General features: G+C 40.9%; 10 protein-coding genes. 9 read left to right on the plus strand and 1 reads right to left on the minus strand.

What is annotated here, in order from left to right:
• Nucleotides 1–455: 455 nt before the first annotated feature.
• The 9 genes from BXY_RS02025 to BXY_RS02065 all read left to right on the plus strand — a co-directional run bounded on the left by BXY_RS02025 (nt 456) and on the right by BXY_RS02065 (nt 12,498).
• Entirely contained in the window at nt 456–3,590 is a 3,135-nt protein-coding gene (locus BXY_RS02025) for a glycosyltransferase family 117 protein (RefSeq protein WP_015531096.1), read from the plus strand.
• An 11-nt stretch (nt 3,591–3,601) separates the two neighbouring features.
• Nucleotides 3,602–3,847, plus strand: a complete 246-nt coding sequence (locus BXY_RS02030) for a DUF3098 domain-containing protein (protein WP_015531097.1) — start codon at nt 3,602–3,604, stop codon at nt 3,845–3,847.
• Nucleotides 3,848–3,947: 100 nt separating this feature from the next.
• Nucleotides 3,948–4,499: an RNA polymerase sigma-70 factor gene (locus BXY_RS02035; RefSeq protein WP_008647509.1), complete on the plus strand. Its 552-nt coding sequence runs from the start codon at nt 3,948–3,950 to the stop codon at nt 4,497–4,499.
• Between the two features lie 98 nt (nt 4,500–4,597).
• On the plus strand, nt 4,598–5,572 hold the full coding sequence (locus tag BXY_RS02040; RefSeq protein WP_004314335.1) for a FecR family protein: 975 nt from the start codon (nt 4,598–4,600) through the stop codon (nt 5,570–5,572).
• A gap of 125 nt (nt 5,573–5,697) precedes the next feature.
• Nucleotides 5,698–8,322 (plus strand): carboxypeptidase regulatory-like domain-containing protein, encoded by a 2,625-nt coding sequence (locus tag BXY_RS02045; protein WP_008640289.1) that lies wholly within the window; start codon nt 5,698–5,700, stop codon nt 8,320–8,322.
• Nucleotides 8,323–8,478: 156 nt separating this feature from the next.
• Nucleotides 8,479–8,949 carry an MBL fold metallo-hydrolase gene (locus BXY_RS02050; protein WP_015531098.1) on the plus strand — a complete coding sequence of 157 codons (471 nt, stop codon included), beginning with the start codon at nt 8,479–8,481 and terminating at the stop codon, nt 8,947–8,949.
• A 189-nt stretch (nt 8,950–9,138) separates the two neighbouring features.
• Nucleotides 9,139–10,647 (plus strand): 4Fe-4S binding protein, encoded by a 1,509-nt coding sequence (locus tag BXY_RS02055; protein WP_008640287.1) that lies wholly within the window; start codon nt 9,139–9,141, stop codon nt 10,645–10,647.
• A gap of 19 nt (nt 10,648–10,666) precedes the next feature.
• Nucleotides 10,667–12,070, plus strand: coding sequence for an aldo/keto reductase (locus BXY_RS02060; protein WP_008640286.1), 1,404 nt, complete (start codon nt 10,667–10,669; stop codon nt 12,068–12,070).
• 8 nt (nt 12,071–12,078) lie between these two features.
• A complete protein-coding gene (locus BXY_RS02065; protein ID WP_008640284.1) occupies nt 12,079–12,498 on the plus strand; it encodes a DUF1893 domain-containing protein in 420 nt (139 codons plus the stop codon).
• Between the two features lie 148 nt (nt 12,499–12,646).
• On the opposite strand, the gene BXY_RS02070 is transcribed toward BXY_RS02065, so the two are convergent.
• Nucleotides 12,647–14,330: hybrid sensor histidine kinase/response regulator transcription factor (locus BXY_RS02070; protein ID WP_208946719.1), on the minus strand; the 1,684-nt coding region annotated here is incomplete at its 5' end.

Here is a 14,330-nt window from a genome sequence, read left to right on the forward strand (position 1 = left end):
CAGCCTATGTAAAGTTTATACTGTGTTGCAGATAAAGTATCTGCAACCTATCTGCCGCAGGTATCTGCAACGTTCCAACTATTTATCAATTAGCACATTACACGCTTTTCGTTGCAGGTGGCAGATGTTTTTACGTTTTTCAACTTTATAGTAGAGGATTACGCATCACAATTATGCTCAAAACCGTAAGTCATAAATAAAATTCACCTCTGTGCCCTCTGTGTCCTCTGTGGTGAAAACCCGTGCAGAAATAAGCTAAAACTGAAGAAACAATGAAATTACAGAATAAATAAATTTCCCCTATATATATGCTGTCTGCTTTTGTCTGTATTTAGACTTCCATTAAGTTTGAATATCAACAAATTACGGAATCATCCTGTCCGTATCTGTCCGGTTAAAAACACTTATCATATATGCATGTTCTGTAACTTTGCAAACAAAAAAATGACAGAACAATGAGTTACTTATTATTTAAAAGAGGAAACGATTTAGGAGGTTGGATTGTCTTTCTGATAGCAGCTTTTGTGTATGGAATGACTATTGAACCTACCGCAAGTTTTTGGGATTGTCCCGAATTTATTTCGTGTGCCGAAAAGCTACAAGTAGGTCATCCACCGGGAGCACCTTTCTATATGCTTGTCGGGAATCTATTCACCCAGTTTGCATCCGATGCTTCGCAAGTATCGCGCATGGTCAACTTTTTAAATGCACTGTTAAGTGCAGGGTGCATTTTGTTTCTTTTTTGGAGTATTACCCGATTGGTGCGAAGCATACTTACGGATGATGCACGGAAGCTATCAACGACCGACGTAATTATCATTTTAGGAGCAGGGTTTGTAGGAGCTTTGGCTTACACCTTCAGCGATACATTCTGGTTCAGTGCGGTAGAGGGTGAAGTATATGCCTTCTCTTCCTTCCTCACAGCTTTGGTTTTTTGGATGATTCTTCGCTGGCAGGACGAAGCAGATTCAATATCCGGCGACCGCTGGATTATCCTGATAGCCTATATTATAGGACTTTCCATCGGAGTACACCTGCTCAATCTGCTTTGTATTCCTGCTATTGTATTGGTGTTCTATTACCGGAAATACCAAGCTGTATCACTCAAGGGAGTGATCGGAACGATTGCGCTGTCCGGTCTTCTTATTGTATTGATTCTCTTTGTTTATATACCCGGAATGGCTGATATGGGAGGATGGTTCGAGCTATTCTTCGTCAATGTATTAGGATTTCCTTTCCAAACAGGATTAATCATTTTTCTGACTTTAGTCCTGTCTTTGTTGATAGGAGCCATCTACCGATTCAGAAAACGCATAGTACATACCGGTTTATGGTGCCTACTCATGCTCACCATAGGATATACCACTTATGCGGTCATATTGATTCGTGCCAATGCCAATACATCGCTTAATGAAAATGCACCGGATCATATTTTCACGCTCAAAAGCTACCTGAATCGCGAACAGTATGAAAGTGCCCCTTTACTTTACGGAAGAACCTACGCTTCCGAACCGGAGTATGTGCCCGAAGGAGACTATTACAAAGTAAAAACGAAAAAAGGTAGTGCCATATATCGACAAGATAAAGAAGAAGGCAAGTATAAAATCATCGGCTATAAAGAAAATGTGTGCTACACTCAAAATATGTTGTTTCCGCGAATGTGGAATGATCGTTTGGCTGCTTCTTATAAAGGATGGTCGGGAAGCACGAATGATGTACCCACACAAAAAGAGAACCTGACTTATTTCATTACATACCAACTCAACTACATGTATGTACGTTATTTCCTATGGAATTTTGTCGGACGGCAGAATGATATTCAAGGAAGCGGTGAACCGGAACACGGCAACTGGATTACCGGAATTTCCTGGCTTGACAATCTGCGCTTGGGAGATCAGAAGCTTTTACCGGAATCTTTGCAGCAGAATAAAGGCCACAATGTTTTCTATGGCTTGCCGTTTTTATTAGGACTACTTGGTATCTATTGGCAATGGGCACGTGGAAAGAAAGGCAAGCAACAATTCAGTGTCTTGTTTTTCCTTTTCTTTATGACCGGATTGGCGATTGTGCTCTATCTGAATCAGACTCCCGGACAACCTCGCGAACGGGATTATGCGTATGCAGGTTCGTTCTATGCCTTCGCTATCTGGATCGGGATGGGAGCTGCCGGATGCTGTGATATGCTTCGTCGGAAGCACTTTAAAGTTCTCCCGGTCAGCTTACTCATGCTGCTTTGCCTACTCATCCCCGTACAAATGGCAAGCCAGACTTGGGACGATCACGACCGGAGCAACCGGTATACTTGCCGTGACTTTGGGGCTAATTATCTAATGACGCTTCCCGATACAGGAAATCCGATTATATTCTGTAACGGAGACAATGATACGTTCCCTTTATGGTATAATCAGGACACGGAAGAGGTACGCAGAGATGCACGCATCTGCAACTTAAGTTATGCGCAAACCGACTGGTATATTTATCAGCAACAATGTCCTCTATACAATGCTCCCGGACTACCGATCAGCTGGGAACAAAATCAATATCAAGAGGGAAAGAACGAATATGTAGCCGTTCGTCCGGAGTTGAAAAAACAAATAGAAGAATTGTATCAAAAGCATCCCGAAGAAGCCCGTGACAGTTTTGGAGATGATCCGTATGAGATAAAGAATATCTTGAAACATTGGGTATTTGCAGAGAAGCAGGAGTTTCATGTGATACCTACCGATACAATAAACATTCATATCGATAAGGATGCAGTGCTTCGTTCGGGAATGATGCTACCTAAAGCCATTCGTCATTTAAAAGGAGAAGAATTGAAAAATGCGATGCCGGATAAACTATCTATTTCTCTGAAAGATATACGTCTGCTGACTAAAGTAGATTTGCTCATACTCGAAATATTGGCTAACTGCAACTGGGAACGTCCGTTATACATGGCTATCTCGGTGGGAAATGCCACTCAATTGAAGTTTGATGATTACTTTGTCCAGGAAGGATTGGCATTCCGGTTTACCCCGTTTAATTATAAAAAATGGGGAGACGCGGAAAGGGACAATGGATATGCAATAGATACGGAGAAATTCTACGAGAATGTGATGAACAGATATAAATATGGAGGATTAGATACTCCCGGACTTTATCTGGACGAAACGACTATGCGCATCTGCTACTCCCACCGAAGACTCTTTGCCCAACTGGCTAAAGAACTGGTGAAACAAGGAGATAATGCCCGTGCCCAAAAAGTATTAGCGTATGCCGAACAAGCTATTCCGGCGTATAATGTACCTCAAGTATACGAGAGTGGTTCGTATGATATAGCCACAGCTTATGCCTCCATAGGAGAAACCGGGAAAGCGATCACTTTATTGAATGATCTGATATCAGAATCGAGAGATTATATCGACTGGGCTTTCTCGCTGGGAGATAGCCGGATAGAAATGGTTCAACGGGATTGCCTGTATAAGTTCTGGCAGTGGAATCAGTGCAATGAATTACTGAAAGATATGGATAAAGAGAGGTATAAACAGAGTAATCAGCAGTTTGAAGAGAAATACATGCGACTCGCTCAACTAATGAATTATCAAAACTAAACTCAAGAAAGATGAAAACGAAAATAGTAAAAGAGAAAGAACAGGAAACTGTATTAAGCAAAAAGAATTACATCATTTTAATAATCGGTTCGATATTGATTATCGCAGGATATATATTGATGAGCGGCGAGGGGAGTACCCTTGCCGCCTATCATCCCGATATATTTAGCGAAACACGCATACGTATTGCCCCTTTAGTCTGTTTGTTAGGCTATCTGCTGAATGTATTTGGTATTCTTTACCGACCATTAAAATAAAATAAATCCTCCTAATATCATTAATATTTCAAAAAAGAGCATTCATATAAGATAAATTATTGTTTCTTTTGTCCTAATGAAATGAAAGTTGGGAAATAGTATGAGTAATAACATTGATATAAAAACGCTGGAGGCCTTTCAGGATGGGAATCACAAGGCCTTTGAGACTATTTTTATAGCATACTACAACAAAACCAAAACATTCATTGACGGATATATAAAATCGGAGCCCGATGCAGAAGAGCTGACAGAGGATTTATTTGTCAATCTTTGGATCAATCGTCATTCCATTGATACATCCAAATCATTCAATTCTTATTTGCACACCATTGCCAGAAATGCAGCCATCAACTTCCTGAAACATAAATATGTGTGCGATGCCTATCTGAACAACAACCAAGATACAGAATATAGCTCTACTTCCGAAGAAGACCTTATTGCCAAGGAACTGGAAATGCTGATTGACAAACTTGTCGGAGGAATGCCCGAACAACGGAGAATGATTTATACATTGAGCCGTAACGAAGGATTATCCAATGCCGAAATTGCCGAACGCCTGAATACTACCAAAAGAAATGTTGAAAGCCAGTTAAGCCTTGCTTTGAAAGAAATACGGAAGGTTATTTCATGTTTTTTGGTATCATTGTTATAGGATCATTTTCGTCTTCATCCTGCTTTTTTCAAAAAAATATTCATTTTCTTATTGAGCTTTTTGCCACCAAACTGTATATATAGTAAAGTGCAGCAAAAATGAAGAAAAGTAATATCAGTAAAATCATCAAAATGTTCCTCTCCGCCCGTTTTCCATCCGAAACGGAAGAAAAAGTGCAGAAGTGGATCATCAAAGATAAAAATCAGCAGGCGAAAGCTAAAGCTTCACTGGATTTTTGGAATGAATTGGACGTAGAAGCCGATTCAAATACTTATGCTTCATTGGAACGGGTAAATTTAAGAACAGGATATAATAAGGAACATCTGACCAACATAGTTTCTTATCAGAAATTTGCCCGTATTGCCGCCGTTATTATTCCTTTGTTTTTATTTGCAGGAGGAATGTTCTACTATCTTTCTCCCCACAACGAAATGATAGAAGTATCCGTTGCCTACGGAGAACAGAAACACCTGATCTTACCAGACAGTTCGGAAGTATGGTTGAACGCGGGAAGTACCATTTTATATCCGGAAACTTTTGCCAAAGATAAACGCTTGGTCATGCTTGACGGCGAAGCTTATTTCTCTGTCAAAAAAGATACCGCAAGTCCTTTTATTGTAGAAGCATCCCAACTTTCGGTGAAAGTGCTCGGAACCAGATTCAACGTGAAAGCCTATCCTAATGATGAGAAAATAACTACTACATTGACTAGCGGTAAGGTGGAAGTGAGCGTTCAGTCCCAACCTCCCCATATACTAAAGCCCAATGAGCAGCTTACATACGACAAAAAATCATCAGACATCCATATATCAATGATAGATACCAATGATACCAACTGCTGGATAGTGGGAAAACTAGTCTTTACCAATGCCAGTGCCGGAGAAATATTCCGAACCTTGGAAAGGCACTACAACACCACGATTGATAATACAGCAACTATCCCCACATCGAAACGATATACAGTCAAGTTTCTAAAAGATGAAAGCCTGGATGAAATACTGAATATATTGAAAGATATAATCGGCTTTGATTATCAGCAGTATGAAAAAAAAATAGTAGTAACCCAACCATAAAAAAGAAACAGCCTATGAATAAAAAGAACCGGGAAGTAGCTTGAGACCCTCTTCCCAGTTCTGAAATGTCTACCCTCATTCAACAAGTGACGTAAAATGAAGTATCAACATACAAATATAGAATAATGAATCGAATAAATACGAAGAAAAGAGCAGGTAAGCTCGCCATTTTTTTATTTTTTACTTTTCTCTCTCTTACAACTGTTGCACAGAATAAAGAAAAAAAGATTACCATACAAAATAAAAAGATCTCATTAAAAGAGGCTTTTGCACAAATAGAGACACAAACCGGATATAGCATCGCTTATGAACAATCGAAGCTGGATATCGAAAAGAAGCACTCTTTATCTCTCAAAAATGCAACTGTCGACAAAGCCATGACCCAACTATTGAAAGGAACGGGATATGCATATAAGATAAAAGGATATCATATTATTATCTCTTTGCAGGATAACAAGCAAAAGCCCGCCAACAATGATACACAAAAACTGACTCAAACCATAAGAGGAATTGTTGTTGATTCCAAAACCAATACGCCGATAGAATATGCCTCCGTCTGTATAACAGAAGATCCCTCGCGGGGAGGTTCGACTGACGAACGGGGAAATTTCCGGATTAATAATGTCCCGGTAGGGCGTTATAATATTCAGGCAACTTTTATGGGGTATCGCTCAAGTATCATCACCGAAGTATCTGTCACTTCTTCCAAAGAAGTATTTGTAGAGATTCCGATGGATGAAAATGTACAGGATTTGGCCGAGGTGCTTGTCAAACCGGAAATAAAAAAAGACCGGACTGTCAACCCGATGGCCATCACAGGAGGACGTATGATTAGTATCGAAGAAGCGTCACGATTTGCCAATGGCTTTGACGACCCTGCACGGTTGAGTTCTGCATTTGCAGGAGTAGCGGGAGATGTCGGTACCAATGCGGTTGCCATCCGGGGAAACGCTCCACAATTTACCCAATGGAGACTAGAGGGAATTGAAATACCTAATCCTACCCATTTTGCTGATTTATCAGGTTTGGGCGGAGGATTCCTGTCCGGTTTGAGTACGCAAGTCATCGGCAACTCCGATTTCTACAACGGAGCTTTCCCTGCGGAATACAGCAATGCCTTATCAGGAGTTTTCGATATGCATCTGCGAAATGGCAATAATCAGAAGTACGAACACGCTTTTCAAGTCGGACTCATGGGGATAGATTTGGCTTCGGAAGGCCCTATCAATAAAAAGCGGGGAAGTTCCTACCTGATTAATTACCGTTTTTCCACTACCTCGCTGGCGTCGGGCAATGACATCAACCTGAAATATCAGGATTTAGCCTTTAAACTGAATTTCCCCACACGTAAAGCCGGAACCTTTTCGATCTGGGGATTAGGATTGATCGACAGGAACAAGGCAGAGGTTTTGGATCGTTCCGAATGGGAAACGATGGGAGACCGGTCGTCGGGATCTAACAAACTGGATAAACTGGCAGGCGGGCTAACTCATAAATATGTAATTAATGAAAATACCTATATCCGTTCGTCTCTATCTGCAACCTATTCGAAAGATCATTCACTAGTCAATTTACAGACTGACGATGGAACCATTGTCCAAGTGGGAGATATTCAAAACAGCAGATGGAATTTTGTGTTCAATTCTTATCTGAACAAGAAATTCAGTTCGCGACACACCAATAGAACGGGAATTACCATTACGGAACTTAAATATGATCTTGATTATAAGGTCAGTCCTTATTTTGGATTAAACCAACCCATGGAGCAGCTTTCGAGAGGTAGTGGAGAAAGTACAGTTCTTTCGGCGTATAGCAGTTCCGTAATCAACTTGAGCAATAACCTGACAACCAGTTTGGGAGTTACCGGACAATACTTTACTTTAAACAAGAACTGGTCGATAGAACCGAGAGTCGCACTTAAATGGAAAATAAATCCTGCACATTCTTTAGCGGTAGCTTACGGTTTGCACAGCCATAGGGAAAGGCTCGATTATTATTTTGTCGAACAGGTAATCAATGGTAAAAAGGAATCAAACCGATACCTGGATTTTTCTAAGGCACATCATTTCGGATTTACTTACGACTGGAATATTAATCAAAGTCTCCATCTGAAAATAGAGCCCTATTATCAATACCTGTTCCACATACCGGTGGAAAAGAATTCTTCCTTTTCGATTATTAATTACGAAGAATTCTATTTAGACCGGATCCTGACAAGCACCGGAACAGCGAAAAACTATGGAATAGATATAACATTGGAGCAGTATATGAAAAATGGCTTCTACTATATGATTACAGGTTCATTATTCAAGTCGAAGTATAGGGGAGGAGACCGTATCTGGCGAAATACAAGACTGGACAAAAGTTATTTAGTGAACTTGCTCGCCGGAAAAGAATGGATGGTCGGCAGACTCAAACAAAATGTATTAAGTATAAACGGGCGCCTGTTTTTTCAGGGAGGGGGACGCTACACTCCTGTGGATGAAGAAAAAAGCCAGGAAGAACGCGACATCGTTTTTGACGAAAGCAAGGCATATACCAAACGTTTCAATCCTTCCATTAATGGTGATGTCTCTATCAGCTTCCGGATCAATAAGAAAAGAGTGTCTCACGAGTTCTCTCTAAAAATACTGAATGTAGGTATGCGCACCGGAATGCATTTCTATGAATACAATGAAAGAACAAGCATAGTAGAAGAAAAAGACGGATCGGGATTGATTCCGAACATCAGCTACAAAATTTATTTCTAAAACACTGAATAAGAAAAGGTTTGTTCACACAATAGACTGACACCCAACAGACAACTGCTTTCAGTAATTATGGTATAACAATCTGTAATCTATATACTAACGGGCTCTCTGAATACCTGTATATTTGCTGCGTGAAATAATTTAGTCATTAATTATATGCGTATCATATTCAAGAAATTCAGAACACGTATGATTGTAGGATGTATATTAGCTGTAATAGCGTTGCTGGCTGTGTCAGTCGTTGTTTTTATCAATCAACCCAGCTTCGGCAAAACTCCTCGCGGGGAACGGCTGGAGAGAGTCATGAAATCTCCTAATTATAGAAACGGAGGGTATGATACGCATTATGCGGAAATAGGCAACCGCTTCCCCAATATCGACCTTGCAATCCTCGAAAACGGGCAATACGACAAAGAGTGGAGCTTAATTCACCTCATGCCCCAATATATGGCGCAGACAGCCAGAGACTTAAAAGCGAAGAAAGTCCTGACCGTACATCATTCTAAATATGCGTTAGCCAAACATCGTTGGGACGAGCCTTTGAAGAATGCAGAAGAGATGAAGAATAAAGATTACCTCAATGTATTGATTCCGGAGATCGGAGAGGTCGTGACATTAGAAAAATAGCTCTTCACCCAATACGGTTAAACGTTTCTTTTCTATTTATCAGTAAAATTGGTAAAACATTCTGTAATCTGTATAGTTGAAAAACAAATTTCACTGATTAAATTTGCAACGTTGAAATACATAAGGTTGAATCCTGACTGTTTTGGACATTTAGAGATAACTACTATAAATTGAAAATTAAAAAAGTTTATGCTACGTACTATCAGACTTACAGCCGCCATTGTGTGCTTTACGCTTATTACCCTGCTTTTCCTCGACTTTACGGGTACATTGCACACATGGTTCGGATGGTTGGCGAAAATTCAATTTCTGCCGGCTTTATTAGCCTTGAATATAGGTGTCGTATTGTTTTTAGTTGTACTTACATTCCTGTTCGGGCGTATCTATTGCTCCGTTATCTGTCCGTTGGGAGTGTTTCAGGACATCGTTTCGTGGGTATCCGGTAAACAAAAGAAAAATCGTTTCCGCTATTCACCGGCAATGAAATGGTTGCGGTATGGCGTTTTAGGAGTGTTCATTATCATGATGGTTGCAGGGCTGAATTCTTTGGCTATCTTACTGGCTCCGTATAGTGCTTATGGACGGATAGCTTCCAGCCTTTTCGCGCCGGTTTGGCAGTGGGGAAACAACCTGTTGGCATACTTTGCCGAACGAATGGATAGTTATGCTTTTTATGAGGTAGATGTATGGATGAAGAGTCTTTCAATACTGATTATTGCCGTTGTCACTCTTATTGTCCTTTTCATTCTGGCGTGGCGCAATGGACGAACGTATTGCAATACCATCTGTCCGGTGGGTACTGTATTGGGATTTATATCCAAATATGCGATATTCAAACCGGTGATTGATACTTCCAAATGTAACAGTTGCGGTTTATGTGCCCGTAATTGCAAAGCATCGTGTATCAATTCGAAAGCTCATGAAATTGATTATAGTCGTTGTGTGGCTTGTATGGATTGCATCGGAAAGTGTAAGCATGGAGCCATTAAATACACTCGACGGAAACCTAAAAACGAAACAGCTACAAGCGAAGATATGAAAGCAAAGGCTGTCACTACCGAACAGATTGATAATGCCCGCCGTAGCTTCCTTTCGGCATCGGCTATCTTTGCGACAACTTCTGTCCTGAAAGCACAGGAAAAGAAAGTGGACGGCGGGTTAGCCACTATTGAGGATAAGAAGATCCCGAACAGAGAAAATCCGATTTATCCTCCCGGTGCATTAAGCGCGCGCAATTTCGCTCAACATTGCACTGCCTGCCAATTATGCGTATCTGTTTGCCCCAATCAGGTGTTGCGTCCTTCGGACAATCTGATGACGTTGATGCAACCGGAAATGTCGTATGAACGTGGATATTGTCGTCCCGAATGTGCAAAATGTGCGGAAGTATGCCCGACAGATGCTATTCATCTGACCAGTCTTGCCGAGAAATCGGCTATTCAGATCGGACATGCCGTATGGATTAAAGAGAACTGTGTGCCTTTGACGGATGGAATGGAGTGTGGCAACTGTGCCCGCCATTGCCCGACAGGTGCCATACAAATGGTGGCTTCCGATCCTGACAAAGCGGATTCTCTAAAGATTCCGGTAGTGAATGTAGAAAAATGCATTGGTTGCGGAGCGTGTGAGAACCTTTGTCCGTCCCGTCCTTTCAGCGCCATTTATGTGAGCGGACATCAGATGCACAGAATTATTTGATCTAAATCAGTATAAGATTATGGAAGAAAAAAATAAGAAAGATATAAATAGAAGAGATTTTATTAAGATTGTAGGTATCAGTGCAGCCACATCGACAGGTCTGCTATACGGATGCTCTTCAAAGGGGACTACTTCTGCAAGTAGCGCAACAGGAGAAGGAGAGGTGCCCACCGATAAAATGACTTATCGCACATCTCCAACCACCGGTGACCGTGTTTCACTTTTGGGATATGGTTGTATGCGTTGGCCGCTCAAACCTGCTCCCGACGGTAATGGTGAAGTTATCGACCAGGATGCTGTCAATGGATTGATAGACTATGCAATCGCTCACGGAGTAAACTATTTCGATACATCTCCAGCGTATGTACAAGGATTTTCCGAAAAGGCAACAGGTATTGCATTGAGTCGTCATCCCCGTGATAAATATTACATCGCTACCAAATTGTCTAATTTCTCTCCTGATACGTGGTCTCGCGAAGCCTCGCTCAAGATGTACCACAAATCGTTTGCGGAGCTACAAGTTGACTACATTGATTATATGTTGCTCCACGGCATCGGCATGGGAGGAATGGAAGCCCTTAAAGGACGATACCTGGATAACGGAATACTTGATTTTCTGGTTAAAGAGCGTGAAGCCGGACGTATCCGGAATCTCGGATTTTCTTACCATGGTGATATTGAGGTATATGATTATCTGCTCTCACGACACGATGAATTTAAATGGGATTTTGTACAGATACAACTCAATTATGTAGACTGGAAACATGCCAAAGAGACCAATACTCGAAATACGGATGCGGAATACCTCTATGGCGAACTGGCCAAACGGGGGATTCCTGCCATCATTATGGAACCACTTTTGGGAGGACGTCTATCCAAGTTGAATGATAATCTGGTGGCACGGCTCAAACAACGTCGTCCGGAAAGCAGTGTCGCTTCCTGGGCTTTCCGTTTTGCCGGTTCATTCCCAGATATTCTGACTGTATTAAGTGGTATGACTTACATGGAGCATCTGCAGGATAATCTCCGCACTTATTCTCCTTTGGAACCATTAACAGATGAAGAAAAAGAATTCCTCGAAGAAACGGCACAATTAATGCTGAAATATCCTACTATCCCTTGTAACGACTGCAAATACTGTATGCCATGTCCGTATGGGCTGGATATACCTGCTGTATTGTTGCATTACAACCGTTGTGTCAATGAAGGTAATGTCGCCAGAAGCGGACAAGATGAAAATTATGCGAAAGCCCGACGCGCTTTTCTTGTCGGATATGACCGTAGCGTGCCCAAACTTCGTCAGGCAAGTCATTGCATCGGTTGTAATCAGTGTGTGGCTCATTGCCCGCAAAACATTGATATTCCGAAAGAACTGCACCGGATAGACCAGTTTGTAGAACAATTGAAACAAGGTACTTTATAAAAGAAACGATGGAAGAATTAATCAATCTATTACATACAGGAGGATATTCCTGTACCATTGCCAACGGAGGAAAAATCCGCACTTTCACTCAACGTGGCGTAGCCGATCTATATGATTTGCTAACACAGGAACCGGAGTTTCTTAAAGGAGCTTTGATTGCCGACAAAGTGGTTGGCAAGGGAGCTGCCGCCCTGATGATTCTGGGTGGTATAAAAGAATTATATACGGATATTATCAGTACCAAGGCTTTGGAGCTATTCCGGAAATCAGATGTGAAAGTCGATTTTGCGCAGGAAGTTGATTTTATCTGGAACCGCGACCGTACAGGAGGATGTCCAGTAGAAACTATGTGTAGCGAAGTGGAATCAGCAGAAGAAATATTACCACTGATCCGCGATTTCCTGGAAAAAATCAGAAGTAGGAAGTAAGAAAGAGATAACTGAAACACGAAATAAAGTATGAAAAAAAATACAGCTTGTTAAGTCTTGAAAAAGAAAGTCCTCCTCTGCTAAAGATATTCATAGCAGGGGAGAACATATTATAATAATAGGACTTATTCATCTATTTTTCTATTTATCAATCTTCATCATCATCTTCCATATCAGTAGCAGCGGGATTACCTCCTCCTTTAGCATACCTGCTCGGACTCATCTTATAGTATTTTTTGAATACTTCCCGGAAATATTTAGTTTCAGAGAATCCAACCATGTCTGAAATCTCATTAATGGCATATTCACCCTCTTTCAATAACTCGGTAGCACGTTTCAAACGCATCACCCGAATAAACTCTGTCGGAGACTGTCCCGTCAATGCTTTCAATTTACAATAGAAACTGGTACGGCTCATGCCACTTGATTCACAGAGTACATTAACGGAAAATTCAGGGTTGTTTATATTCTCATCCACGATTTTCTTTACATTTGATATAAACTTCCAATCGAGGCTGTTAGTACCGTTTGCAGATGGAACCATTGATTTCGCTTCTATATCCAGATTGGCATATCTCATGCGCAACAGTTCCCGGTTTGCCAACAGATTAGCGATATTCGCCCGTAATATTTTCACGCTGAAAGGTTTGATGAGATATTCGTCCGCACCAATCGACAGTCCATCCAGAATATTGTTTTCTTCTCCCAAAGCAGTGAGCAACAACACAGGAATATGTGAAATCTCAATATCACTTTTGATAGCCACACACAATTCATCTCCCCGCATCTCCGGCATCATGATATCAGAAAGAACCAGTTCCGGCCAATATTCTTTGATAATAATCAACGCTTCCTTTCCGTTAGCGCAAGCTTGTACATTATATATAGAAGATAATGAACTGACCAGATAGGAGCGTAGCTCATCATTGTCTTCTACAACAAGAATCCGTCGTAAATTTGGATTATCTATCGTAGCGGTTGTCTTTGCTGGTACATTCGGAGTGGGCAGCACAGGAGCCAACGCCTCAAATTTAGAAGGTGCTTCGTCACTGATATTTTGAGAAGTCTTATTCTTTTTCGGAAAAACAATTTTGATTGTCGTACCTTGATGCTCAACACTATCTACACTAATTTTACCTCCATGAAGGCTGACTAGTTTTCCTACCAGCATTAATCCGATACCACTACCCGTCACTTTAGAGTTAATAGCATTGCTGGCACGGAAATGAAGCTTGAACAACTTACTTTGTTCACTGGCAGGAATACCTATACCTGTATCCTTGATTATTACTTTCCATGAATCATTCGTATCGGATACGGAAATGCTGACCTTGCCATTTTCCGGAGTATATTTTAGCGAGTTTGATATTATATTCTTCAAAATAGAATCCATCTTCTCCTTATCAAACGATACATTCATATAGCTGAAAGTACTCTCGTATGTATATTCAATGCGCCTGATGGCTGCATAAGAAGAAAATGTATCATATATATCATTCATATAGGTATTCAACTCATACTCGGAAATACTCATTTTAGAGGAATATACATCCGTCCGTTCAAAATTAATCAGATTGCTGACCAGTCGTAAAAGTACTTCTACATTCCTCAATGCAATGTTCGTACGAGTGATTCCATTGTCGGTAAGCGTCTCTTCTTCCAATAATTCCTCCAAAGGTGCTTTTATCAAAGTTAATGGAGTACGTATATCATGCGCCGTATTAATGAAGAACTGCGTTTTTTCATCAGATATATTCTTTTGCTTTCTTAGATTTATCACCCGCAGAACGAAATAAGATCCTCCGATTACCAACAGGATATAGCACAGGATA

This window comes from Bacteroides xylanisolvens XB1A, assembly GCF_000210075.1.
GTDB lineage: Bacteria > Bacteroidota > Bacteroidia > Bacteroidales > Bacteroidaceae > Bacteroides > Bacteroides xylanisolvens.

Bases quoted from the DNA above. Each gene is read 5' to 3' on its own strand.
- BXY_RS02060 (WP_008640286.1), top strand. From the start codon at position 10,667: ATGGAAGAAAAAAATAAGAAAGATATAAATAGAAGAGATTTTATTAAG.
- BXY_RS02055 (WP_008640287.1), top strand. From the start codon at position 9,139: ATGCTACGTACTATCAGACTTACAGCCGCCATTGTGTGCTTTACGCTT.
- BXY_RS02025 (WP_015531096.1), top strand. From the start codon at position 456: ATGAGTTACTTATTATTTAAAAGAGGAAACGATTTAGGAGGTTGGATT.
- BXY_RS02065 (WP_008640284.1), top strand. From the start codon at position 12,079: ATGGAAGAATTAATCAATCTATTACATACAGGAGGATATTCCTGTACC.
- BXY_RS02035 (WP_008647509.1), top strand. From the start codon at position 3,948: ATGAGTAATAACATTGATATAAAAACGCTGGAGGCCTTTCAGGATGGG.
- BXY_RS02045 (WP_008640289.1), top strand. From the start codon at position 5,698: ATGAATCGAATAAATACGAAGAAAAGAGCAGGTAAGCTCGCCATTTTT.
- BXY_RS02040 (WP_004314335.1), top strand. From the start codon at position 4,598: ATGAAGAAAAGTAATATCAGTAAAATCATCAAAATGTTCCTCTCCGCC.
- BXY_RS02030 (WP_015531097.1), top strand. From the start codon at position 3,602: ATGAAAACGAAAATAGTAAAAGAGAAAGAACAGGAAACTGTATTAAGC.
- BXY_RS02050 (WP_015531098.1), top strand. From the start codon at position 8,479: ATGCGTATCATATTCAAGAAATTCAGAACACGTATGATTGTAGGATGT.